Annotated in this window: 23 protein-coding genes; 8 read left to right on the top strand and 15 right to left on the bottom strand. The window is 62.7% G+C overall.

Features of this window, described 5'->3' with window-relative positions; genetic code table 11:
• Positions 1-32: 32 nt before the first annotated feature.
• Entirely contained in the window at positions 33-554 is a 522-nt protein-coding gene (locus ACK56M_RS11775; RefSeq protein WP_085720410.1) for a chalcone isomerase family protein, read from the bottom strand.
• A 158-nt stretch (positions 555-712) separates the two neighbouring features.
• On the opposite strand from ACK56M_RS11775, the gene ACK56M_RS11770 reads away from it, so the two are divergent.
• On the top strand, positions 713-1,483 hold the full coding sequence (locus tag ACK56M_RS11770) for an SDR family NAD(P)-dependent oxidoreductase (protein WP_054572892.1): 771 nt from the start codon (positions 713-715) through the stop codon (positions 1,481-1,483).
• A gap of 26 nt (positions 1,484-1,509) precedes the next feature.
• Here ACK56M_RS11770 and ACK56M_RS11765 read toward each other — a convergent pair whose 3' ends face one another.
• The 11 genes from ACK56M_RS11765 to pstS all read right to left on the bottom strand — a co-directional run bounded on the left by ACK56M_RS11765 (position 1,510) and on the right by pstS (position 11,858).
• Positions 1,510-2,064: a helix-turn-helix domain-containing protein gene (locus tag ACK56M_RS11765; protein WP_054572893.1), complete on the bottom strand. Its 555-nt coding sequence runs from the start codon at positions 2,062-2,064 to the stop codon at positions 1,510-1,512.
• Between the two features lie 228 nt (positions 2,065-2,292).
• Complete coding sequence (locus ACK56M_RS11760; protein WP_015270029.1) at positions 2,293-3,651, bottom strand: aspartate aminotransferase family protein; 1,359 nt, start codon at positions 3,649-3,651, stop codon at positions 2,293-2,295.
• 69 nt (positions 3,652-3,720) lie between these two features.
• Complete coding sequence (locus ACK56M_RS11755) at positions 3,721-4,494, bottom strand: gamma-glutamyl-gamma-aminobutyrate hydrolase family protein (protein ID WP_015270028.1); 774 nt, start codon at positions 4,492-4,494, stop codon at positions 3,721-3,723.
• 84 nt (positions 4,495-4,578) lie between these two features.
• Positions 4,579-5,925 carry a glutamine synthetase family protein gene (locus ACK56M_RS11750; protein WP_039613291.1) on the bottom strand — a complete coding sequence of 449 codons (1,347 nt, stop codon included), beginning with the start codon at positions 5,923-5,925 and terminating at the stop codon, positions 4,579-4,581.
• Between the two features lie 27 nt (positions 5,926-5,952).
• Complete coding sequence (locus tag ACK56M_RS11745; protein ID WP_015270026.1) at positions 5,953-6,507, bottom strand: helix-turn-helix domain-containing protein; 555 nt, start codon at positions 6,505-6,507, stop codon at positions 5,953-5,955.
• Positions 6,508-6,667: 160 nt separating this feature from the next.
• On the bottom strand, positions 6,668-7,267 hold the full coding sequence (locus ACK56M_RS11740) for a hypothetical protein (protein ID WP_015270025.1): 600 nt from the start codon (positions 7,265-7,267) through the stop codon (positions 6,668-6,670).
• Complete coding sequence (locus ACK56M_RS11735; RefSeq protein WP_015270024.1) at positions 7,267-7,965, bottom strand: hypothetical protein; 699 nt, start codon at positions 7,963-7,965, stop codon at positions 7,267-7,269. The genes ACK56M_RS11740 and ACK56M_RS11735 overlap by 1 nt, the downstream gene beginning before the upstream one ends.
• 93 nt (positions 7,966-8,058) lie before the next feature.
• Positions 8,059-8,820, bottom strand: coding sequence for a phosphate ABC transporter ATP-binding protein PstB (pstB, locus tag ACK56M_RS11730; RefSeq protein ID WP_031324478.1), 762 nt, complete (start codon positions 8,818-8,820; stop codon positions 8,059-8,061).
• Positions 8,821-8,895: 75 nt separating this feature from the next.
• Positions 8,896-9,789 carry a phosphate ABC transporter permease PstA gene (gene pstA / locus ACK56M_RS11725; RefSeq protein ID WP_023661149.1) on the bottom strand — a complete coding sequence of 298 codons (894 nt, stop codon included), beginning with the start codon at positions 9,787-9,789 and terminating at the stop codon, positions 8,896-8,898.
• Complete coding sequence (gene pstC / locus ACK56M_RS11720; protein ID WP_061550789.1) at positions 9,789-10,754, bottom strand: phosphate ABC transporter permease subunit PstC; 966 nt, start codon at positions 10,752-10,754, stop codon at positions 9,789-9,791. The genes pstA and pstC overlap by 1 nt, the downstream gene beginning before the upstream one ends.
• A 72-nt stretch (positions 10,755-10,826) precedes the next feature.
• On the bottom strand, positions 10,827-11,858 hold the full coding sequence (pstS, locus tag ACK56M_RS11715; RefSeq protein WP_003259756.1) for a phosphate ABC transporter substrate-binding protein PstS: 1,032 nt from the start codon (positions 11,856-11,858) through the stop codon (positions 10,827-10,829).
• Between the two features lie 289 nt (positions 11,859-12,147).
• Between pstS and ACK56M_RS11710 the strand changes: the two genes are divergently transcribed.
• Positions 12,148-12,525, top strand: a complete 378-nt coding sequence (locus tag ACK56M_RS11710; protein WP_015270021.1) for a hypothetical protein — start codon at positions 12,148-12,150, stop codon at positions 12,523-12,525.
• A 101-nt stretch (positions 12,526-12,626) separates the two neighbouring features.
• Here the strand turns inward: ACK56M_RS11710 and ACK56M_RS11705 are convergent, their stop codons facing one another.
• Positions 12,627-12,860, bottom strand: coding sequence for a hypothetical protein (locus ACK56M_RS11705; RefSeq protein WP_054572896.1), 234 nt, complete (start codon positions 12,858-12,860; stop codon positions 12,627-12,629).
• Positions 12,861-13,105: 245 nt separating this feature from the next.
• Here ACK56M_RS11705 and ACK56M_RS11700 point away from each other — a divergent pair, with 245 nt between their 5' ends.
• The 4 genes from ACK56M_RS11700 (at position 13,106) to ACK56M_RS11685 (ending at position 18,190) form a co-directional block, all read left to right on the top strand.
• Complete coding sequence (locus ACK56M_RS11700; RefSeq protein ID WP_411959479.1) at positions 13,106-13,981, top strand: universal stress protein; 876 nt, start codon at positions 13,106-13,108, stop codon at positions 13,979-13,981.
• 371 nt (positions 13,982-14,352) lie between these two features.
• Positions 14,353-15,579 (top strand): MFS transporter, encoded by a 1,227-nt coding sequence (locus tag ACK56M_RS11695; RefSeq protein WP_013972141.1) that lies wholly within the window; start codon positions 14,353-14,355, stop codon positions 15,577-15,579.
• Between the two features lie 301 nt (positions 15,580-15,880).
• Positions 15,881-17,722, top strand: coding sequence for a potassium transporter Kup (locus tag ACK56M_RS11690; protein WP_080604860.1), 1,842 nt, complete (start codon positions 15,881-15,883; stop codon positions 17,720-17,722).
• A gap of 147 nt (positions 17,723-17,869) precedes the next feature.
• The gene (locus ACK56M_RS11685; RefSeq protein WP_015270018.1) at positions 17,870-18,190 is read left to right on the top strand and encodes a hypothetical protein; all 321 of its coding nucleotides are present in this window, start codon (positions 17,870-17,872) and stop codon (positions 18,188-18,190) included.
• Positions 18,191-18,650: 460 nt separating this feature from the next.
• Here ACK56M_RS11685 and ACK56M_RS11680 read toward each other — a convergent pair whose 3' ends face one another.
• Positions 18,651-20,276 (bottom strand): methyl-accepting chemotaxis protein, encoded by a 1,626-nt coding sequence (locus ACK56M_RS11680; RefSeq protein ID WP_054572897.1) that lies wholly within the window; start codon positions 20,274-20,276, stop codon positions 18,651-18,653.
• Positions 20,277-20,529: 253 nt separating this feature from the next.
• Here ACK56M_RS11680 and ACK56M_RS11675 point away from each other — a divergent pair, with 253 nt between their 5' ends.
• On the top strand, positions 20,530-20,928 hold the full coding sequence (locus ACK56M_RS11675) for a tetratricopeptide repeat protein (RefSeq protein WP_024086815.1): 399 nt from the start codon (positions 20,530-20,532) through the stop codon (positions 20,926-20,928).
• A gap of 189 nt (positions 20,929-21,117) precedes the next feature.
• Positions 21,118-22,362 (top strand): DUF1835 domain-containing protein, encoded by a 1,245-nt coding sequence (locus ACK56M_RS11670; protein WP_015270015.1) that lies wholly within the window; start codon positions 21,118-21,120, stop codon positions 22,360-22,362.
• A 208-nt stretch (positions 22,363-22,570) separates the two neighbouring features.
• Here the strand turns inward: ACK56M_RS11670 and ACK56M_RS11665 are convergent, their stop codons facing one another.
• Entirely contained in the window at positions 22,571-24,118 is a 1,548-nt protein-coding gene (locus ACK56M_RS11665; RefSeq protein WP_015270014.1) for a PLP-dependent aminotransferase family protein, read from the bottom strand.
• Between the last annotated feature and the right edge of the window lie 64 nt (positions 24,119-24,182).

Below are 24,182 nucleotides of genomic sequence, written 5' to 3'. Positions count from 1 at the left end.
CCCAGGCTGGTCAGCGTTACCGCTATGCAGATTCATGGCATGCCCCCCAGCAGACGCTGACGCAGTTGTTGATCCCTGGCCCGCGGATCGAGCCAGATGGCGAAGAACGCCCGTGCAAAAACGGGGTCGGCGACCGCCCGGCTGAGTTTGCCATCGACGTAGAAGCGGCAGCCCTGCCCCGGCATGTACAAGCCGGTGATGCGCATGCCTGGCCGTACATCCACAAACGCCTGCTGCATGGCCTGGGACCACGCCGCGCGCCGCTGCGGCGTCACGTTTTCAGGTGCCAGGCGGTACATTTCCTCGAGGCTGGCCTGTACCAGCGTGTCCCTGGACAGGCTTCGGTGATAGGCCAGCTCAAGGGCAAAAGGCCGGCTCCAGTCCTGGACCGGACCTGCTGCCCATAGCTGTGCGGTGTAAAGGCGCAAGCCAAACCAGCTGAACTCACCGACGCCCAGCCGTTGCGCTGCCGGCAGCTCCGCTCGCCAGTCCGCCGCCTCCGACAGGGCAGTCAATAGCAGGCAAAGCCAGGCCCAACGAGTCGTGTGCCCCATACTGACCTCGAGCACGTGAAATACCTGTACAATATTAGAAACTATGTACAGTTTTTTATGAGGTTGTACAACTTTTACTTGCGGGTCTCAGGGCCTTGTTTCGGCAGAGCCAGTGACAGTGGCATACCTGCGTCGGGGCCGGCAAAGGAGGCAGTTCAGTGAGCCTTATCAATGACCTTCATACCCCCGCCAACGTGCTGGTCTGCGGAGCCAGCCAGGGGATCGGCCTTGCACTGTGCACACAGCTGCTGGCGCGCGACGACATCGGACGGGTGTTTGCCGTCTCGCGACATGCCACCAGCAACCCTGCGCTGGATGCTTTGTTCGCCGAGCACCCACGACAGTTGGTTCGCATCGACTGCGACGCTTGTTCCGAAGTGGCACTGCAAACACTGGCGGCGCGGGTGGGAGCCTGCTGCAACCACTTGAACCTGGTATTTTGCACGCTTGGCGTGCTGCAAGCGCCACCCGCACGGGCCGAAAAAGCGCTGACACAGGTGGATATGGCGGGGCTGCTGGCCAGCTTCACGACCAACTGTTTCGCCCCTGTCCTGCTGCTCAGGCACTTGCTGCCCTTGTTGCGACAGCAACCGATGACCTATGTGGCGCTGTCGGCGCGGGTCGGGTCGATCAGCGACAATCATCTTGGCGGTTGGTACAGCTATCGCGCCAGCAAGGCGGCGCTCAACCAGCTTCTGCGTACCGCGAGCATCGAGCTCAAGCGACTGAACCCCGCTTCCACGGTACTGTTGCTGCATCCCGGGACCACCGACACCCGCCTTTCCCAACCCTTTCAGGGCAATGTGGCGCCAGGAAAACTGTTCTCGCCGGCGTTTGCAGCCACATGCATTCTAGCGCTGGTGAGCCGACACGGCCCGGAACAGAGCGGTACATTCTGGGCGTGGGACGGGACACCGATTGCCTGGTGACTCCAGAGCCAGCCTGGATTCCCCTCTCAGCTGAATACCCAGAGCACGCGGGTGAGCTTGTCTGTCAGGTTGGCGTAACGAAAGCTCGCGTGGGGTTGCAGCTGAAAACTGTCATTGGCGCGCAGCGTTACCGGCTCGCCGCCATCCAGCCAGACGGTCAGTTCGCCTTCGAGCACGAAGCAGCCCTGCTCCGAGCTGTCGTCCAGGTACTCCTCGCCACTGCTGGCCCCCGGCTCCAGGTGGCTGTCGAGCATGGAGAACGCGCCCGTTATCGTGGGGGATGCCAGCACATCGGTGATGCCACCGGCCAGGTGAAGGGTACGACGCTCGTGAGGGCGGGTGACCCACTCGAGCTCGCGGGGCTGGTCCAGCTTGTAGAAATAGGCCGTGGAGACGCCGAGCTCTTCGCTGATAGCCGTGAGGTCGGCCACGGTTGGGCGGGATACGCCCCGTTCGACCTGGGACAGAAAGCCCACCGAACGGCCGATGCGCTGCGCCAGTTCGCCCAGTGTCAGGCCCTTGAACTTGCGCAGGTCGCGAATCAGTACGGCCAGGCCTTCGATCTCTTCGTGCACTTTCATGGTTGAATCGCGACTTTCGGATGGGAAAAATTGATGCCCTGAAAAGTACATGATTCATTTCACAAAGCAAGATTCTTCAAGGAATTGCGGGAACCGGCAGTTTAATTCGGGGCCGCCTTGCGGCCCATCGCCGGCAAGCCAGCTCCCACAGGTACTGCGCAGCACTTGAAGTCGATGCGGTCGAGGTGGGAGCTGGCTTGCCGGCGATGGGCTGCACAGCAGCCCCCCTTACCGAACAGCCTCGTACGTCAAGTCCAGGCACTTGCGGGCCTTCTCCACCAGTTCGTCGATCTCCTCGATGCTGATAACCAGCGGCGGCGCGATGATCATGGTGTCGCCCACGGCACGCATGATCAGGCCGTTGTCGAAGCAGTGCTGGCGACAGATCATGCCGACACCTTTGCCTTCATAGCGCGCGCGGGTGGCCTTGTCCTTCACCAGCTCGATCGCACCGAGCATGCCCAGGCCGCGTACCTCGCCTACCAGCGAGTGGTCAGCCAGCTCGCGCAGGCGTTGTTGCAGGTAAGGCGCGGTCTTGTCGTGCACCTGCTCGATGATCTTTTCGTCACGCAGGATCCGCAGGTTCTCAAGGCCGACCGCAGCCGCCACCGGGTGGCCGGAATAGGTGAAGCCGTGATTGAAGTCGCCGCCTTCGCTGATGACTTTGGCCACTTCATCTCGCACGATCACGCCGCCCATGGGGATATAGCCGGAGGTAAGGCCCTTGGCGATGGTCATCAGGTCGGGCTTGAGGTCGTAGTAGTCGCTACCGAACCACTCGCCTGTACGGCCGAAGCCGCAGATCACTTCGTCAGCGACGAAGAGGATGTCGTACCTGGCCAGGATCTCCTTCACCTTCGGCCAGTAGGTCTGCGGTGGAATGATCACCCCGCCAGCGCCCTGGATCGGTTCGGCGATGAAGGCGGCAACGTTGTCCACGCCAACTTCGAGGATCTTTTTCTCCAGCTGTTCGGCCGCCCACACGCCGAAGTCGGCCTCGGTCATGTCGCCGCCTTCGCCATACCAGTATGGCTGCGGGATATGCACGATATCCGGGATCAGCCCGCCCTGCTGGTGCATGCCGCTCATGCCGCCCAGGCCCGCGCCGGCCACGGTGGAGCCGTGGTAACCGTTGATGCGGCCGATGATGACCTTCTTGTTCTTCTGGCCCTTGAGCGCCCAGTAATGGCGGACCATGCGCAGCACGGTGTCGTTGCCTTCGGAGCCAGAGCCGGTGAAGAACACGTGAGTCATGCCTTGCGGGGCCACATCGGCGATCGCCTTGGCCAGTTCCAGTGCGGGCGGGTGCGCGGTCTGGAAGAACAGGTTGTAGTACGGCAGCTGCTTCATCTGCTGGCTGGCGACGTCGGCCAGCTCATCGCGCCCATAGCCCACCGCCACGCACCACAGGCCCGCCATGCCATCGAGAATCTTGTGGCCCTCGCTGTCCCAGAGGTACACACCTTTGGCCGAGGTGATGATGCGCGGGCCTTTCTCGGCCAGCTGCCGAACATCGCTGAACGGGGCCAGGTGGTGGTCGCGGCTCATGGCTTGCCAGGCAAGGGTCTGCGAATTCTGCTCACTCATTGACTTCACTCCATCAAGTTGCGCAGCCGTGCTGCGCAGGTACTTTTTTGTAATTGGGAAAGATCGCTGTCAGGCGGTCTTCAACAGCATCTGGCGCAGTACCGAGCGATGCCGGCAGGCCTTGCCAAAGGACTGGAAGATGGTCAGGTAATGCGGGTTGTCCATGACCTGGTACTCGGGGTGCCATTGCACGGCCAGGGCAAAGCCTTTGCTGTTCTCGACCGAAACAGCTTCCACCAGGCCATCGGGCGCCAGCGCCTCCACCCTCAGCCCGGGGGCCAGTACATCGATGCCCTGGCCGTGGATGGAATTGACATCGATGACCGCCGGCAAACCCATGCGGTCGAGCATGCCGCCGGGCTCTATATGCAGGGCGTGACGCGGGCCGTATTGCTTTTCGATGGGCTCACCCTTGCTTTCGCGGTGGTCCATGAACATGCCGGTCTCATGCACTTTCTGGTGCAAGGTGCCACCGAGCGCCACGTTCATTTCCTGGAAACCACGGCAGATGCCCAGCACCGGCACTCCGGCGGCGATGGCCGCACGCATCAGTGGCAGTGTGGTGGCATCACGCAGCGGATCGTGATGGGTGCCCGCTGCACTGGCCGGTCCGTTGTAGTGGAACGGTTCGATGTTGGACGGCGAACCGGTGAAGATCAGCCCGTCCACCACGTCGAGAATATCGGCGCTGTCCATCAGGTCTGCGAGGCTGGGTATCACGATGGGCAGCCCACACGCTGCCTTGGCCGCCGCGCGCGCGTACTTCTCGCTGATGGTCTGGGTTGCATGCAGCTCGATCATGCTGGTGCATGCGGTAATGCCGATAACGGGCACACGTGGCATATCTTCCTCCGGCAAATCCATATTGCGCGTTGTATTGAAACGGTAGAAAGGCAGGGTGCAGCGGCGCTGCCCCGACCCCGGCACCTACAGGAACCAGCGGTATTCGCGGGCATCGATGTGGCGCATGAAGTCCAGTTGCTCCTGGTATTTGTTTTCGCAGTAGACCATCACGAATTCACTGCCCAGGCCCGCGTTGACCTCCGGGTGGTGACGCATGGCGGCCAGGGCACTGAAGGCATCCTTGGGGAACTCGATGCCGCTCTGGCGGTTGTCGTTCAGCGGGGCGATGGGCTCGACGCCACGTTCCAGGCCATGCTCCATCCCGGTCAGGATGGCCGCCAGCACCAGGTACGGGTTGGCATCGGCCCCAGCGAGGCGGTGTTCGATGCGCAGGTTGCGGGGGTCGGACTCGGGGATGCGAATACACGCATCGCGATCTTCGAAACCCCAGCTGGCCTTGCTCGCCGCGTTGACCATGGCACCGTAACGGCGGTAGGCATTGTGGTTCGGGGCGAAGATCGGCATGCAGTGCGGCAGCAACTCCAGGCACCCTGCCACCGCATGGCGCAGCTTGCGCTGGTCATCGCCGGCGAGGATGTTGTTGCCGGCGTTGTCGTACAGGCTGACGTGCACATGCATGCCGCTGCCCGGCGCATCCAGGTACGGCTTGCTCATGAAGCTGGCTCGGTAGCCGTGCTTCATCGCGATCCCGCGGGTACTGCGGCAGAACAGCGCCGACCAGTCCGCCGCGCTCATGGCATCGTCGCTGTGCGAGAAGTTGATCTCGAACTGGCCTGGGCCCAGCTCCGCGGTGATGACGTTCGCCGGCACGCCTTGCTCGTTGGCACCATCGACCATTTCGTGCAGCACCGGTGCAAAGCGCGACAGCCGCTCGATGTGCATGTTCGGCTGGTCGTCGTGGTCGTCGGTCGCCTTGTCGCGTGGGTACTGTGGCAGGCCGTTATCGAGCTTGCGGTCGAACAGGTAGAACTCCAGCTCGAAGGCCACCACCGGGCGAATGCCGCGCCTGGCCAGGCGCTGGATCACCCGGGCCAGCACTTCACGGGGCTCGAACTCGATGGGGTTGGCGGTGCCGTCAGAGGTGATGAGCATCTGCGCGATCGGTTCCTTTTCCCAGCGCACCGGCCTGAGGGTACCCGGCACCAGGCGGCGGGCGGCATCCGGGTCGCCATCGGCGAAGCAGTAGTCACCGATTGGATAGAGGCCACCCTGGGTGCCCAGCAGCACGCAGTTCTGCGGCAACTTCAGCGGCGCGCCGGCTGCGACTTTTTCCAGCATGTCCATGGGGTAGCGCTTGCCGTAGAAGTGCCCGGGAATATCCAGCGCAATCAGGTCGACATAACGTATTTCTGGGTGTTTCGCTCGGAACGAGCGCACTTCAGTCAGCAGATCCGGAAAGACGACACTCATCTTCTTGTCCTTGTGAGGTGAACGAATTCAGTTGAAGACCCAGAGCACGCGGGTGGCTTTTTCCGTCAGGTTGGCGTAACGGAACTGCGCGTGGGGGTGCAGCTGGAAGCAGTCGTTGGCCTGCAGGGTCACGGCGTCGCCGTGGTCCAGCCAGACCGTGAGTTCGCCTTCGAGCACGAAACAGCCTTGCTCGGAACGGTCGGTCAGGTACAGCTCGCCACTGCTGGCGCCTGGCTCGAGATGGCTGTCGAGCATGGAGAACGCGCCGCCGATGGTGGGCGAAGCCAGCACATCGGTGATGCCCGACTCGAGGTACAGCGTGCGCCGCTCGTGGGGGCGCGTGACCCAGCTGACGCTGCGGGGCTTGCTCAGGTTGTAGAAGTACGCGGTGGATACGCCGAGCGCTTCACTGATGGCGGTGAGATCGGCCACGGTAGGGCGCGAAACACCGCGCTCGACCTGGGACAGGAAGCCCACCGAGCGGTTGATGCGCTCGGCCAGTTCGCCCAGGGTCAGGTTCTTGAATTTGCGCAGGTCGTGAATAAGGATCGCGAGGGCTTCAACCTCTTCGTGCATCTTCATCGTTTGAGACTGCCGTGAAATTTTTAGAGTTATTTTTCATGAAAAATTACATGAAAAATTTCACGAGTCAAGCCGAAGCTGAAAATGGGAAACCGCGAAGGGAGGTGTGGGGGGGCAACAAGTAGCGAAGAGGCGTAACGAGAAAAGTACCTTGAAGCCCTCAGGAAGCGAGGGCCTGCGAACGCTGCCGTACCGGCATTTCATAGCGGTGCGGTTGCTGCCAGGCCAGCTGTGCCTGCACATCGACCGCCGCATCCATCACTTTCTGCGCCCAGTTCTCATCCTTGGGGCACACCACCACCACGCGAAAACCGTGGTCGACGCCTTCCAGCCGCACGCCCTCGGAATCATCGACATGCAGGTCGATATCGAAAGCCGACGGCAACTTGGAAGGCGCATTCTCAAGCCCGTTCACGGCCAGGATATGCTGGTGCCGGTCACTGTTGACCACGCCATCGACCCGGATACCGTAGAGCATCAGCCAACGGCGTATGTAGGACGGTGTGCGCCCCGACGAGGTGTAGATCCAGATGCTGCAGCCCTGGCGGCGCAAATCGCGCATCAGCGAGCGCGTGCCACTGCGCAGGGGTTCACCCAACCAGCGGTGGATGAACGCCGGCAGCTTGCTGTCCTCGGCGGCGGCATGGTCGGCCTGGCAGGCGAGCGTGTCGTCGATATCGAACGAAATGCGTATCTGCGGGCGGTTGAACGTGCGCTCGATGGCTTGCCGCCCGCGTTGGAACAGAGAAGAGCTTTGCATCAGCGGCACCTCTCGCGCGCAGGCATGGATGTGACGCCCAGGAAGAACTTGCCGGGCTCAGGCGCGTGCGCTTCAAGGAAAGCTGCATACTTTTTCTTGATCTTGGGTAGTTCGTACAAAGCCTTGACACCATGCTTGGCAGAGTTGCGTATGACCGAGGATGGGTTGAAGTAACCCTCGGCATTGTCCAGCGACAACACGAATGGCGGTAACCCCGCGCGCATCAGCAGGTAGCTGACAATGAGCGACCCTGTGCGGTTGTTGCCTTCGATGAACAGCTGCGGCTTGCTCAGAATTCGAACGTAGACACCCGCCGCGCGCTTCCAGATCGAGTCGCTGCCGTACGAGCAATACCAGTTGTAGAGGTCCTTGATGCCGCCCTCCACGTTGTTGAAAAAGTGCGCCTCGGTCGCCGCCAGGTGCGGGGCAAACTCCAGCCTGCGTGCCGGGTCGCTGCCGCACAGCACGGTGGCATTGATCTCCAGCATCAGGTTCAGTTGCTGAAGGTCGAAAAGGTCGACACCCCGGGCGACATAGTCGTCAATCAGGGCATAGCCTTCAACCACATTCAGCAGCACCTCGTCGGTAAACGGATCGCGCGGTTCGGTGAAATGCTGGCTGAGTTCGGCAAAGCGGGCCTGCACCTCACGCAGTGCGCGCTCTACCGCTGGCAGATCAAGACGACGCGTCGCTGGCATTGGAAATCCCTTGTAACACTTGACGGAAGGTAATGCGCCCGGGTGTTGCAGCCTTCCTGACTGCAACACCCGGCCACCTTGGCACGTGCGGCCTCAGCTGAACTTGCCGCTGATGTAGTCAGCAGTCAGCTGCTCACGCGGGTTCTGGAAAATCTGCGTGGTCGGGCCCATCTCGACCAGGTAACCGGTACGGGTGCCCTTGGAGATATCGACCGAGAAGAACGCGGTGGTGTCGGCCACACGAATCGCCTGCTGCATGTTGTGGGTCACCAGGGCGATGGTGTAGTCCTTCTTCAACTCGACCATCAGCTCCTCCACCCGGCGGGTGGCAATCGGGTCGAGTGCCGAGCAGGGTTCGTCCAGCAGCAGCACTTCCGGCTCGGTGGCGATGGCGCGGGCGATGCACAGACGCTGCTGCTGGCCGCCGGACAGGGCCAGGCCGCTGACCTTGAGCTTGTCCTTCACCTCGTCCCACAGCGCGGCGCCCTGCAGCGCATGCTTGACGCGGTCACCGATATCGCCCTTGTAGCGGTTCAGGCGCAGGCCGAAGGCGACGTTGTCGAAGATGCTCATCGAGAACGGGTTGGGCTGCTGGAACACCATGCCGATGTAGCGGCGCACCACCACAGGGTCGACGCCCTTGCCGTAGACGTCCTGGCCCAGGAAGTGCACATGGCCTTCGAAACGGAAGCCCTTCACCAGGTCGTTCATGCGGTTGAGGCTACGCAGGACGGTACTCTTGCCGCAGCCAGACGGCCCGATGAAACCGGTGATCTCGTTCTTGCGGATCGGCACATGGCTGTCGCGAACGGCCATGAAATTGCCGTAGAAGATCTTGTCCAGCTTGCAGTCCATGACGATGGGGGCTTCGCTGACCACGGGAGCGGCTTTTGGCGCAGTGGATACGTTCAAGGTCGGATGCTCCCTTTCTCAATACTTGGGCTTGCCGAATACTCGGCTCAGAATGTTGATTACCAGCACGATCATCACCAGTACCAGCGAGGCCGCCCAGGCGAGCTCGAGCTGGTTGTCGAACGGCATGCCGGAGAAGTTGTAGATCAGTACGGCCAGCGAGGCCGTCGGGTTCATGACTGCCAGGTCGCCGTCATGCAGGATCCAGTAGTTGCTGAACAGTGCGGTGAACAGCAGCGGCGCGGTCTCGCCGGCGGCACGGGCCACGGCCAGCATGACGCCGGTCAGGATGGCCGGCAGGCCGGTGGGCAGGACGATTTTCCAGATCACCTGGGCACGGGTGCAGCCCATGCCGTAGGCGGCATCCTTCATGATCTTGGGCACCATCTTCATCGACTCTTCAGCGGTCAGCACGACGATGGGCAGCATCAGTACCGCCAGGGCCACACCACCTGCCGGCGCGGAGTAGGTGCCGGTGGTCATCACCACCAGGGCATAGGCGAATACGCCAGCCAGGATCGACGGCAGGCCGGTGAGCATCTTGGCGGCAAAGCGCGCGGCGTTGGCCAGCTTGCTGTCCGGGCCGAGTTCGGCCAGGAATACCGCGGCCAGGATACCGACCGGGACGGCGATGGCAGCAGCAATGCCGACCATGACGAAAGTACCGGCCATGGCGTTGCCAAAGCCCCCGCCCATCTCGAAGCCGGTGGGTGGCAGCTCGGTGAACACCTCCAGGTTGAGGCGTGCGCCACCGCGAGTGATCAGCATGTACAGCACGGAGATCAGCGGCACGCTGGCAACCAGTGCCGCGAACCATGCCAGCGTGGTCAACAACAGGCTGCGCAGGGAACGGCCTTCCAGCTTGCGCTGCAGGCTGGGCAACGCGTTTGCAGGGGTGGTGAGGTTGGTCATCATTTGTTACCCCGCTGGGCGTAGAGCATGATCATCGAGCCGAGTACGTTCACCGCCAGGGTGATGAACATCAGCACCAGTGCGGCGTACATCAGTACCTCGACCTCGTTCGGGCCGGCCTCCGGGAAGTTCAGGGCCAGCAAGGCCGCCAGCGTGTTGGCCGGGGCGAACAAGGACAGGGAAATGTTGTTGGCATTGCCCACCAGCATGGCCAGTGCCATGGTTTCACCCAGCGCACGGCCCAGGCCGAGTACCAGCGAACCAAAGATACCGGTGGCTGCCGATGGCACCATTACCTTGAGAATGGCCTCCCAGTGGGTGGCGCCCAGGCCGTAGGCGGCCTGCTTGGTCTTCATCGGCACGCTGGTCAGGGCGTCCTGCGAAACGGCGGCGATGGTCGGCAGAATCATGATCGCCAGCACCAGCGCGGCAGGCAGCAGCCCTGGGCCGCTCAGGGAAGTACCAAAAAAGGGAATCCAGCCCAGCTCGCTGTTCAGCCAGGTGGTCAGCGGGCGAATGGCCGGGATGACCACATAGATCCCCCACAGGCCGTAGACGACGCTGGGGATGGCAGCGAGCAGCTCGACGATGGTGCGGAACACCGCCGCCAGCCGGGCCGGGAGGAAGTCCTGGGTCAGGAAGATGGCCATGCTGACGCCGAAGAAACCGGCGATCAACAGGGCGATAAGGGCGCTGTAGAGCGTGCCCCAGATCGCTGGCAGAATACCGTACTTGCCTTGGTTGACGTCCCAGACACTGCCGAACAGCACGTCAAAGCCGTGCTTCTCGATGCCTGGCAGTGCCTTGCGGCCCACTTCGTAGACCAGCGCGAAGACCAGCGCCAGCACCAGCACCACACCGATGCGTGCAAGCGCACGGAAGGTGCGATCAACCAGGAAGTCTTTCGCAGACGGTGGCTGGCACGCGGAGTCGGGGTTAGCCGGGATGGCAAAAGGAGTGTTCATTGGCAAGTTCCGGGACAGAGGGCAAACACACCCGGCATGGCCGCCAGACCACACCGGGAGCGCCTGGGCGTGTTACTGAATGTTGGCCGACGCTTTGCGTACCTGATCGACAACCGACGCTGGCAGCGGGATGTAGCCCATCGAGTCGGCGATCTTCTGGCCTTCGGTCAGGCTGTATTCGACCATTTCGCGCATGGCCTTGGCCTTGGCCGGGTTACCGTTGTCCTTGCGGAAGATCATCCAGGTGTAGGAGGTGATCGGGTAGGACTTGGCACCGTCCGGGTCAGGCAGCCAGGCCACCAGGTTCTCCGGCATCTTCACCGCAGCCAGCGCCTCGGCACCGCTCTCGGCGTTCGGCACGACGTATTGGCCGGCCTTGTTCTGCAGTTGGGCGAAGTCGACCTTGGCCAGCTTGGCGAAGCCGTATTCGATGTAGCCGATGGCACCTGGGGTCTGGCGGACGGTGGCGGTTACGCCATCGTTCTTCGGCGACTTGATGAACTTGTCGCTGGCCGGCCAGTTGACGGTGTTGCCTTCACCCAGCGCTTGCTTGAAGTCAGCGTTGATGGCCGACAGGTGCTTGGTGAATACCGCAGTGGTGCCGCTGGAGTCGGCACGCACGACCACGGTGATCGGGGTGGCGGGCAGTTTCAGCTCAGGGTTGGCCGCGACGATCTGCGGGTCGTTCCACTGGGTGATCTTGCCGAGGAAGATGTTGGAGTACACATCGCGTGGCAGCTTCAGCCCTTTGGGGTTGCCTGGCAGGTTGTAAGCCAGGACGATCTCACCGGCGGTCATTGGCAGCAACTGCACGCCTTCGCCGACCTTGGCGATTTCTTCGGCTTTCATTGCCGAGTCGCTGGCGGCAAAGTCGACGGTCTTGTTCAGAAAGTCCTGAACACCCGCCCCGCTCCCCTTGGACTGGTAGTCAACGGTGACACCGTCGGTTTCCTTGCTGAAGGCCTTGAACCAGGTCAGGTAGATCGGTGCCGGGAAACTTGCGCCGGAACCGGTCAGGCGGATGTTCTCTGCGGCAAAGGATGCCGAAGTGGCGCAAAGAGAAACGGCAACGGCGAGTGCAGCAGATTTCATCAGGCGTATCATCGAAAAGCGCTCCGTGTGATGGCCGGCACACTTTGCAGCAGCAATGTTACAGCTTTGTGACCGATGAATGGCAGGCCGCACGGTAGAGCCGTCTGGCGGCGCCATCACGGCAACATCAGGGGCCAGAGCCCTGGAGTGGTTCCTGTCTCAACCCTACGGCTTCGATGTGTCGATTGAATGACTGCTTCCGGCAGGCAGCAGGCTTCGTGGCGCCGCTCGTCGATTACCGGGCACTCGGGCGTTGCCGCGGCATTCAACCGCTCATGTAAACCAGACGGGAGTGAATGCCATGCCTCGCGGCGACAAGGACAAATACACCGACAAGCAGAAGCGCAAGGCCGAACACATTGAGGAAAGCTACGAGCAAAAAGGCGTGCCCAAAGAGCAGGCCGAAGCGCGTGCCTGGGCCACCGTGAACAAACAGTCCGGTGGAGGCGAGAAGAAAGGTGGCTCGGGTAAGGCTACATCCTCCAGCGAGAAGAAAACTGCCCGCTCGGACTCGGCCAAACGGGCGGCGAAGTCGCGCCAAGGTCATTCCCGCACATCGGGCAGCTCCCTGGAAACCCAGAGCAAGCAAAGCCTGATGAAGGAAGCGCGCAGCAAAAACATCAAAGGGCGCTCCACCATGACCAAGGCACAGTTGGTGGAAGCGCTCAAGCACGCATGACCGCAAGCCCTGAACCGGGCGCAATCCCTGTGGGAGCGGGCGTGCCCGCGAAGAACGCAATGTGATGCATGGCACCGGCTACGCCGGTGTCCGCCACAGCATCAACCATTCCCGGCGATATCCGCCGTGTCGGCATCCCGGCAACTGTTGCGGGATGCGCATACGAATTCCGCCTCGGCACGTGTGGGGTAGTTGAGGGTCAGGCGCAGCTTTTCCTGTGTGTCATAAAGGTCATAGCCCTCCCCTAACGTTGCGGGAAAGCCAAGACTACGCGGGTAAATCTCTTTCTTGAGCGGCACAGCGGGAACCACAACAAAGCGCGTCTGCATGATCATCCCCCTCCCGGCAGTCTCTTAGTATTAGTACTGCTACGGGAAAGCATCAAGTTGACTCATGCAAACAATCGCAATAGCCCTGCGAGCCTATCAGCCGAAGTGCTCCCTTGACGCACGTCAAGCCGCTGGGCCGGGTTCGCGCGACGATGGCTGTCAGCAAGGAACGAATCGAAAACCGCCATGCGCATTGTGCTCAAGGCCATCGCCATCGAGCACTGTGCGCGGCCTTGGATAAGGAGTCCCACATGAGCCACCTGAACCACGTACTGGTAGCAACCGACCTGTCCACCTCCGCCCGCAACGCGGCAGAGCGCGCTGCGCACCTGAGCAAGGCGCAGCAGGCATCGCTGGACCTGCTGTACGTTGCCAACCCGGCCCCCTTCGAGCGCTTGAAGCAGCTGGTCGCACCTGGTGATGATCTGCTGAAGCGTGTGCTGGATACCGCTGGCGAAAAAATCCGCGCACTGGCTGCAATGCTGTTCCAGCGCCATGACATCGCCGCTGGCGTGCAGGTAGCGCATGGCTCGGTGACCACGGAGATCACCCGTGTGGTGCAGGATAAACACAGCGACCTGCTGGTATGCGGGGCGAAGGGCCAGAGCGTCGCGCGGCGCCTGCTGCTGGGCTCCACGGTGCAGAAGATGCTGAACCGCATGCCCTGCCCTTTGCTGGTGGTCAAGCAGGCGCCACGCGATGCCTACCGAACCTTGCTGGTTGCAGTTGATTTTTCGCCTTCGTCACTGCGCTCCATCGAACTGGCAAAAGCCATTGCCCCACAGGCCGAGATCATTCTGTTGCATGTTTACGAAGCGCCGTTCGAAGGCAGCATGCGTTTCGCCCACATCGACCATGACACCCTTGCACACTACCGCAATGTCATCCGCAAGGATGCGGTCCAGCAGCTCGCGGCCTTGAGCGAAACCGCCGGAGTGGCAGATGCTCGGCAAATCGTGGTGCATGGCGACCCTGCCTGGCGGATTGCCGAGCAGGAACAAGAGCTGGAATGCGACCTGATCGTGGTTGGCAAGCAAGGGGAAAGCGCGCTTGAAGAGCTGCTGATAGGCAGCGTCACCAAGCATGTGCTGAACGAATCCCAGTGCGATGTGCTGGTATCGCCATAAGATGCATGTGATGTGGAGGACACGTGCCTGTCCTTCGCGGACAGGCGACTCATTGGTTAAGTGAGGTTTTGTAGGAGCAGCCTTGTGCTGCGAAGAGGCCGGGACAAGCAATACAAAGGCTTTGTCAGTACCGGCCTCTTCGCAGCACAAGGCTGCTCCTACAATGGACGCTTCAAACGAGCGATATTTGTTCTCTGCGCTCCCATCCAACAGCGGGCGCTCTGCGCAAGGCGTTTCATCGATTGCGCTGATGATTACTATCGAGCGACCCGCATGTTGGCCAGGCGAAACCGCCCCCTATAATCCCCGGCAAATTTCCCCCGCTCCTTGCGCCTGCTTCAGGCGACATCCCTCTCTTGGAATCCAATACCATGCCAAGTGCCAGCCAGGCCCCTCGCGGCCTCCCCGAGCATGATCAACAAAGCGTCAGCCAGCAGTGGCTGGCAATCCTTTCGGTCGCCGTCGGCGCCTTCGCCCTGGTGACCAGCGAGTTCCTGCCGGTGGGCGTACTCAACGATGTTGCCAGCGACCTTGGCATCAGTGCAGGCCACGCCGGCCTGATGGTCACCCTGCCCGGCATCATGGCCGCCCTCGCCGCCCCACTACTCTCGGTGGGCATTGGCGCTCTGGACCGTCGCTACCTGCTGATCGGGCTGACGCTGATCATGATCATCGCCAACGCGGTAGTAGCCTACGCCAGCGACTTCAACCTGCTGCTGTTCGGCCGCGTGCTGCTGGGCGTGAGTATCGGCGGCTTCTGGGCAACGGCCATTGCCCTCAGCGGCCGCCTGGCGCCAAAGGGCGTGGGCGTAGCCCAGGCCACCTCGATCATCATGGTCGGCGTAACCCTGGCCACCGTGCTGGGCGTGCCGGTGGGCACCTGGTTGAGTGGCCTGATGGGCTGGCGCATGACCTTCCTGATAACCGCGCTACTGGGCATACCGGTGCTGCTGGCGCAGATCCTGTTGCTCCCGCGGCTCAACCCGGACAAAGCCATTCGCATCAGCGACCTGCCGGCCCTGTTCATCAACCCACAGGCGCGGGTTGGCCTGATTGCCGTGTTGCTGATCGGCCTGGCGCACTTTGCCGCGTACACCTATGTCGCGCCCTTCTTCAAACAAAGCTCCGGCTTCGATGGGCCTACCATTGGCTCGTTGCTGCTGCTTTATGGCGTGGCCGGGGTATTCGGCAATATCTTCGCCGGTTTCGCCGCCAACCGCAGCGTACGTCACACCCTGCTGCTGGTAGCGCTGATGATCGGCACCAGCACTGCCCTGTTCCCTCACTTCGCCACCGGCATGACCGGTGCCGCGATGCTGATCGGGTTGTGGGGCTTCGCCTTCGGCGCGTTCCCGGCCTGCGCCAGTATCTGGATGTTCGTCGTCGCGCCCAAGGATGTCGAACGTGGTATGCCGCTGTTCGTTGCCATGTTCCAGGTGATCATTGCACTGGGCTCGTTCTTCGGCGGTCGGATCGTCGACCAGCTGGGCAGCTCGGTGTTGCTGAGCCTGGCCACGGCCCTGGTGGGTTGCGGTTTCGCTACGGTGCTGGTGCTGGGGCGTAACGTCAGCAACAGCCTGGCGGCGCAACCTGGCTGACCAAACCATCGCCGGCAGGCCAGCTCCCACAGGGACCACGTAAACTCTTGAAGTCTGCGCTGTACCTGTGGGAGTTGGCCGGGCCGCAAAGCGGCCCCGAATTGCTTGACTGACAGGTATTGGGGCGCTGGCTGATTTTTTACGCTCTTTTTACGACTGAGCCGGCAGACAGAAGGAATACTGGGCGCGCGATGCTCAGGGATGGCATGCATTTATACCCGCCAGTCCAGAGAAACCTTTCGTGAGCCAGTCCACCGTCATCGCAAATCAATCCCTTCCCGCCAAGTCCAACCCTGTCGGCATGCTCGTCGCCGCTGTCGGCGTGGTGTATGGCGACATCGGCACCAGCCCGCTGTACACCCTCAAGGAGGTGTTCGCCGGGCACTATGGCGTACAGGCCAACACCGCTGGCGTACTCGGAGTGCTGTCGCTGGTTTTCTGGTCGTTGCTCTGGGTGGTATCGCTCAAGTACGTACTGTTCATCCTGCGTGCCGACAACCAGGGCGAAGGCGGCATCATGGCCCTGACCGCCCTGGCGCATCGGGCGGCGGCGCCCTACCAGCGCCTGGGCAGGATACTGGTGCTGCTCGGCTTGTTCGGCGCCGCGCTGTTCTACGGCGACAGCATGATCACGCCGGCGATTTCCGTTCTATCGGCCGTCGAGGGCCTGCAACTGGCCTTCGACGGTATCGAGCATTGGGTCGTGCCACTGTCGGTGGTGGTGCTGGTGGCCCTGTTCCTGATCCAGAAGCATGGCACCGCGCGCATCGGCATCCTCTTCGGGCCGATCATGGTGCTGTGGTTCGTCGTGCTGGGTGCACTGGGCCTGCACGGCATCGTCCAGCGCCCGGAGGTGCTGCAGGCACTCAACCCGCTCTGGGCGGTGAAGTTCTTCGTGCTGCACCCGGGCATGGGGGTTGCGATCCTGGGCGCAGTGGTGCTGGCGCTGACCGGCGCCGAAGCGCTCTACGCCGATATGGGGCACTTCGGCCGCAAACCCATCGCCCGGGCCTGGTTCCTGCTGGTGCTGCCCGGCCTGGTACTGAACTACTTCGGCCAGGGCGCGCTGATCCTCGGCGACCCGCAGGCAGTGCGCAACCCGTTTTACCTGCTGGCGCCCGAATGGGCCCTGCTGCCCATGGTCGGGCTGGCCACGCTGGCCACCATCATCGCGTCCCAGGCCGTGATTTCCGGTGCGTTCTCGCTGACGCGCCAGGCCATCCAGCTGGGTTACGTACCGCGCATGTTCATCCAGCACACCTCCAGCGAGGAACAGGGGCAGATCTACATCGGCATGGTGAACTGGGCACTGATGGTTGGCGTGGTGCTGCTGGTGGTCGGCTTCGAGTCGTCCGGGGCACTTGCGGCAGCCTATGGCGTAGCCGTGACCGGGACCATGCTGATCACCACACTGCTGGCTTCGGCAGTGGTGCTGTTGCTGTGGAAGGCACCACGCTGGCTGGCGGTGCCGATGCTGCTGGCATTCCTGCTGGTCGACAGCCTGTATTTCGCCGCCAATGCGCCGAAGATCCTCCAGGGCGGTGCATTTCCGGTGATTGCCGGCCTTGCACTGTTCACCCTGATGACTACCTGGAAGCGCGGGCGACGGATGATCGTCGAGCGGCTGGACGAAAGTTCGCTGCCGCTGGACCTGTTCATTACCAGCCTCAAGGCCCAGCCGCCTCACCGCGTGGGCGGTACTGCCGTATTCCTGTCCGCCAGGCCCGAGGCGGTGCCTCACGCCTTGCTGCACAACCTGCTGCATAACCAGGTACTGCATGAACAGGTGGTGCTGTTGACCGTCGTGTTCGAGGACGAGCCACGGGTCAACGCTGGCAAGCGCTTTGAGGTCGAGGAGTTTGGTGACGGTTTCTTCCGCGTGAGCCTGCATTTCGGCTTCATGGAGGAGCCCGACGTGCCGTTGGCGTTAAGCCGCTGTCAGCGTGCGGACCTTGAGTTCGGCCCCATGCGCACCACTTATTTCCTCAGCCGGGAGACGGTCATTGCAGGCAGGCAGATGGGCATGGCCCGCTGGCGTGAGCACCTTTTTGCCTTCCTGCTGAAGAATGCCAACAGCAACCTGAAGTACTTCAAGCTGCCGCTGAACCGGGTGATCGAGCTTGGCACCCAGGTCGAAATCTGAACAGTCATGAAGCTTGAGGCTGCCAGGTACTGAAAGGGCCTGGCAGCCGCTTCGTCGAAAGGCTGCGCACTGCGGAACTTAAAAGGCAACCTTATGTCGTATCCGCACTCAAATTTCCTCCCCTGCGCCTTTTGGAGGCGAACAAACATGAAAAAAACCCTGGTAGCCGTCTTTACCTGTGCCCTGGCGCTCGGCGCAACTGCATTGTTGCCTGCCGATGTCTCGCCGATTGGTTCCGCATATGCCAAAGGTAATGGCAATGGCGGTGGCAAAGGTGGGTTCAACGGTAATGGCGCCGGCTACGAGAGTGATCATGCAGGCAAGGCCACCCGCAACCATGGCGAGAGCGGCAATCACTATGGAAGCCTGCGCAATGATGACAACGGCCGTGGCACTACCCGGTCCGGCATTGCCCATTCCAAGGAACACAACAAGGCCGGGCGCTCCTCTTCGAAGCACGATCGATAACTGAAAGCACACATGGCGTGCGCTCGAACCGGGCGATGCGGTTGATGGCACCGGCTGCGCCGGTGTTCGCGGGTAAACCCGCTCCTACAGGTACGGCGCATTCCTTCAGCTGGTGGGGTCCCTGTGGGAGCGGGCATACCCGCGAAGCAGGCGACGCCGTGGATGGCACCGGCTGCGCCGGTGTTCGCGGGCGCGCACGCTCCCACAGGTATGGCGCATTCCTTCAGCTGGTGGGGTCCCTGTGGGAGCGGGCATGCCCGCGAAGCAGGCGACGCCGTGGATGGCACCGGCTGCGCCGGTGTTCGCGGGCGCGCCCGCTCCCACAGGTATGGCGCATTCCTTCAGCTGGTGGTGCCCCTGTGTGCGGGTTTACCCGCGAAGCAGGCGACGCGGTGGAAGGCACCGGCTACGCCGGTGTTCGCGGGCGCGCCCACTGCCACAGTCTGGTGCCCGCCAGACCTCAAACCCTGAACCGCGCCACCAACGCCGCCATCTCCCCCACCAACCCCGACAACGCCTTGCTCGCCTCACTGGTCTGCTGCGCCCCTGCTGCCGAGGATGTCGACAGCTCGCGAATGTTCAGCAGGTTGCGGTCCACCTCTCGCGCCACCTGGGCCTGCTCTTCGGCTGCACTGGCAATCACCAGGTTACGCTCGTTGATCTCGCCGATCGCACTGTAGATACCCTCAAGCACCTGCCCCGAGGCCAGTGTCACGTCCAGCGTCGACTGGGCACGACTGGTACTGGCCTGCATCGAGGTCATGGCCGCTTCGGTACCCGCCTGCACGCGCCCGATCATCTGCTCGATTTCCTGGGTCGACTGCTGCGTGCGGTAAGCCAGCGTACGCACTTCATCAGCCACCACCGCAAAGCCGCGCCCGGCCTCGCCCGCACGGGCGGCCTCGATGGCGGCATTGAGCGCCAGCAGGTTGGTTTGCTCGGACACCGAGCGAATCACTTCCAGCACCTTGCCGATGTCCCGCACCTGCCCGACCAGTTGCTCCAGGTGTGCGCTGCTGGCCTGGATCTCCCGAGTCATGGCCTCGGTGCCGTCGATGTTGTCGTTGACTTGCCGGCGGCTTTGCGCCGCCAGCTGGTTGGATTCGCTGGTGGTCTGCGAGGTGGTGATGGCATTGCGCGCAACCTCCTCGACAGCCGTGGTCATTTCGGTAACGGCGGTAGCGGCCTGCTCCAGCTCCAGGCCCTGCTGGCGCAGGTTGTTGGCGCTTTCCTCGGTGACCGTATTCAGCGCCGTGGCGGCTGCGTCCAGCTGCCTGGCACAGTTGCTGATCTGCCCCAGAGTGTCGCGCTGGCTCTGCTGCATGCGCTCAAGTTCATGGAACAGCTGGCCGATCTCGTTACTGCCCTGCCCCTGCACCGGCACGCTCAGGTCGCCGCCGGCAATGCGCTGGAAGTGCCGGCCAGCTTCACGCAGCGGGTGCAGCACGCGCTGGGCAATAAAGGCCCAGCACAGCACCGCCAACACCAACGTCACGCCTAGCAGCCCCAGGCTCAGCAGTTGGGCGCGCGCCAGGCGCCGGTCGGATTCCAGCATGATCTGCTGACCGCGCTCACTCAATGCGCCGACCAGTTGCTGGCGCAGCGCCTGCAGCCGGCCCATGGCGTTGCCGGCGTCGGTGTTGACCTTGAAATACTGCTCGAGTGAACGTTGACGGGTTGCCTCACGCTGCCCGGCGACCGCCTTGGAATACTCGCCGTAGGTGGCCTGCAGTGCCGTTGCCAGTGCGTGCAGCGCAGGCTCGCGGGCGTTTTCGACAAACTCGTCCACCAGCTTCTGGCTCTTGTCGTTCAGCTCGACCGACAGCGCCATGCGCTTGTTGGCGCTTTCCTCATGACCACCCAGCTGCTCGATGAAGCCCGAGGACACATTGGCACTGGCGCGAATCGCCATCAGCAACGCATTGTTCAACCGGTCCGACTGGTGCGCGGTCTGGTCCAGTTCGGTGATCTGCTGGTCGCTGCCCACCGCCGCCCGCCAGGCACTGACGGTGGAAAACAGCAGGGTCACGCTGAACAGCGACAGCACCCAGAACATTCCGGTGCGGATCTTCAGGTTGGCAAGCATGGGGGCAGTACTCCTTGTTGGCACCACTTCTGGTCGATGATTCGACGGTGGGTGTGCTGCTATCGGAGGCATTGCCCCAGGCTTGAGGCGCCGGAGTGCGGTTATGGGCGGTAACCGAACAGATGTTGTCGAGGCACAGACCGGGCGACGGGCAACAAGCAGACCAGGCGGGAACTTCAACGCTCCAATTCGGTCGATAGCATCCCCTCGCCCTCCAACCTGGCCCGCCCAAGCCCTGCCGAGTCTTCCGCCGATGCCCAGCACACCTGTTCTGTCAGCCCTGCTCCTGTTGTTCAGCGCAATCACGGCACAGGGCGCACTGGCCGGCGAACGCTACGCGCCCACACGCAGCAACAATGCCTCGACGGTGCTGATCGAAACCGCCTCGCAACAGTATGCCGACGGCCAGCTGGACCAGGCGGCGGCCACGCTGGAGCGTGCGCTGCACATTCAACCGAACAACCCGGCAACGCTGCACTACCTTGGCGTTTTGCGCCTTCAGCAAGGGCAGTATGAACAGGCCGAAACCCTGGCGCTTCGCTCCAACCTGCGTGTTGGCAACAATCACGCCCTGCGCAGCCGCAACCTGCAGCTGATAGAAGCCGCGCACAAGGCCCAGGGCTCGGGCATGCTGCCGACGGCTGCGCATTGACGGCGATCGGACGCTGCGCGTCAGGCCACCATCGACCTTCTTTGCACCCACGCGCATTACCCGGTAAAGTCGGCGCCAGGGCGCTGGCTGCGCCTGCGGTCCGCGCCAAGGGGTTTCCCGAGCCAAGCATCATCACATTCCCATACCAGCTCCCGGCTTGTCGGCGGACCGAGCCCCAAAGGAGTTGGCATGCCCGCCATCAATGCATCCCGCCACCACGGCCTGCTCGACCTGCCCGCCTTGCGCAAACGCGCCAAACGCTTGCTCACCGCCCTGAAAAACCACAAGGCCGACGACACCCGCGAGCAGCTACGCGCACTCGGCCTGCCTGGCCCTGACTACCGGCTTGCCGATACCCAATGGCTGGTGGCCCGCGAGGCCGGTTTTGCCAGTTGGCCCAAGCTCAAGGCCCATGCCGATGCCGTCGCTTTTGCGGCACGCCACCCTGGCTTCACCGCCGATGACGAGGCAGCCGTGCAGCATTGGCGCTGCGGCAACGACATCGCCCACAGCTTGCGCACGGCCGGTTTTGCCGGTGCCTTCCAGATGTTCGAGGACCCCATGGTCATGGGGCCGGTCTGCGCACTGCCCGAGGAGCAGTATTGGCAGGTTCGGGCCGCTTACATACAGCAGGCGTTCAACCTGAGCATCCAGGACGTTGAGCAACGCCAAGCGGCACAGCGCACCGCCCTGGCCGGCTTGAACAGCGACAGCAAGATCGTGCTGTGGTGCGAGGGTGACGCTTACGACCAGCTGTTCCTGATCCGCGTACTCGCCAGCCTGCCCAGCCTGCCGCGCCGCTTGGAGCTGATCGAAATCACCCAGGTACCTGGCGTCGAGCGCTTCATCGGTATCGGCCAGCTGGCCCCGGACTTGCTCGCCTGGCTATGGCCACAACGTCGCGCGCTGGGTGAGGACGTGCTGGCCCTGGCCCGCCAGACATGGGCAGCCTATACCGCGCCTGACCCAAGGGCCTGGGCTGCCCTGGCGGGCCTCCAGCATACGGCCTTGCCGTTGCTGGGCCGGGCCCTTGCGCGGCAACTTCAGGAACTGCCGGGGGCGAACGACGGCTTGAGCCTCACCGAACGCCTGCTGTTGCGCATTCTGGCCTCACGCGGCGAGCTGCCGGCCGGACGTGTGTTTGCCCAGTTGATGATGCAGGATGAACCGCTGCCTTACCTGGGTGACATGATGTTCCATGTTTTGCTGCAGCCCCTGATCCATGCACCGCACCCGCTGCTGCTGGAAGGCCCGGGCGAGTCTTGGGCGCAACGGCCGTTGCGGCTGACCGCACTTGCCGAGCAGGTGCTGGCGGGGCAGGCGCATTGGCTTGACCACAACCCTGCGCAGCGCTGGGTGGGTGGAGTGGTTATCGATGCCGCGGACAAGCCCTGGGTGGTCAGCGAACAAGGCGGAGTGTGGCAGCGCAAATAGCCCGCTCAAGCTTGATCAGGTAACGCGGTGGATGGCACCGGCAAGTCAGCTCTCATGGAACTACCCATAACTCATTGCATTAGCAGGGCCCCTGTGGGAGCGGCTTTAGCCGCGAACACCGGCGCAGCCGGTGCCATGCACCGCGTTGGGATCTTCGCGGCTAAAGCCGCTCCCACAGGGTACGCGGACCGCTTGCGAATTCAGTTCTCTACTCGACAGCGCAGCCCAAAGGGCTGGGTGATCGCCCACAGGGATTGCGCTGGACCGATGTTGCAATCGCCTTCGCCGCCTGCGCCAAACGTTGTGTAGCCAGCCGGATTTCATCCATGTCCAGCGAGGCAAACCCGAGGCGCAAGGCATTTTCCGCATGACCAAACGGCGAAAACTGCCGGCCACTGCGTACCACCAGGTCCAACTCCAACGCCTTGCCAACCAACTGATCCACATTGATCTCGTCAGCAAACCTCACCCACAGCGCCAGCCCACCTTCCGGCTCGCGCACGGTTACCTGCTCGCCAAAGGCATCGCGCAAGCAAACCAACAGGGTCTCTCGACGTCGGCGATACTCCCGGGTGACCCGACGCAAGTGCTTCTTCAGTTCGCCATCATTGATCAAGTCCGCCAGCATCTGCTGCATCACCGCATCACCCTGCCCCAGGGTCAGCGTCGCCCTGCGTTCGAGCGCCGCAGCCACCTCCGCCGGCGCCACGATGAAACTGCAACGGAACGTACTGCCCAGGGACTTGGACAATGAGCCAATGTAGATCACGTGCCGCTGCTGACGGTCGCTGGCCAGCGGCAGGTAAGGCCTCCCGGCAAAGTGGTATTCATGGTCGTAGTCTTCCTCGACCACGCAGAAGTCGTGCTGCCGCGCCAGTTCCAGCAACTGCTGCCGGCGCCCGGCAGGCAGGCTGACCGTGGTCGGGAACTGGTGATGGGGTGTGATGTACAGCATGCGTACCTGGTGCAGCCGGCACAGTGCATCGATCTGCTCGACCCGACAGCCCTCCTCATCCAGGTCCACGGTGACCAGCCGGGCGCCCAGCTGGCGGAAGATCTCCCACGCGGGCGGATAGCTCAGGCGTTCGACCAGCACAACGTCACCAGGCTTGAGCAGCACGCTAGCCACCAGGTACAGCGACATCTGCACGCCCTGGGTCAGGCAGATATGCTCGGCGCCAACGTTCAGGCTGCGATTGTGCCGCAGCATGTCGGCCAAGGCGCTGCGCAGGGAGTGGCTGCTGCACGCGCTGCCATGGCGCACGGTGTTGGCGGCAAAGCTGTTGCGCAAGGCATTACGGTAATAGCGGTGCAGAACGGTCTGCGGCAGCAGGCGGTGGTCACAGGCGCCGTTGTCAAAGAACAGCGCACCCGGCCGATCCTGCTGCGCGGCAGCCTGTTCGTTGGCCGCGAAGTAGGCAACGGCAGGCTCCTCCTGTAGCACCAGGGCAAAAGGCTGCGCTGCATCGGGCTCGGCCAGGGTGCCAGCCGCCAGCTGCCGACTGACGAAGGTGCCACGGCGCTGCACGCTTTCCAGCCAGCCTTTGGTCTCGGCTTCCTCGTAGGCGAGGATCACCGTCTTGCGATTGACGTTCAGCAGTTGCGCCATTTCCCGCGTGCCGGGCAACGGCGTACCGGGGCGCAGGCGGCCCTCGGAGATCGCGGCTACCAGGCCCTCGACGATCTGCCTGTACGAAGCCTGCGGCTGCGCCCCGTCGAGCTTGAGCAGCGGCTGCCATTTGCGAAGCTGGACCATGTGAATTAACCGAAACTGGAGGTTCTACTGGTCCTGGACTATAGCAACAATCGAACCTCCACTT

This window comes from Pseudomonas sp. s4, assembly GCF_046764235.1.
GTDB lineage: Bacteria > Pseudomonadota > Gammaproteobacteria > Pseudomonadales > Pseudomonadaceae > Aquipseudomonas > Aquipseudomonas asiatica.
This window is presented reverse-complemented; position numbering and strand designations above follow the sequence as displayed.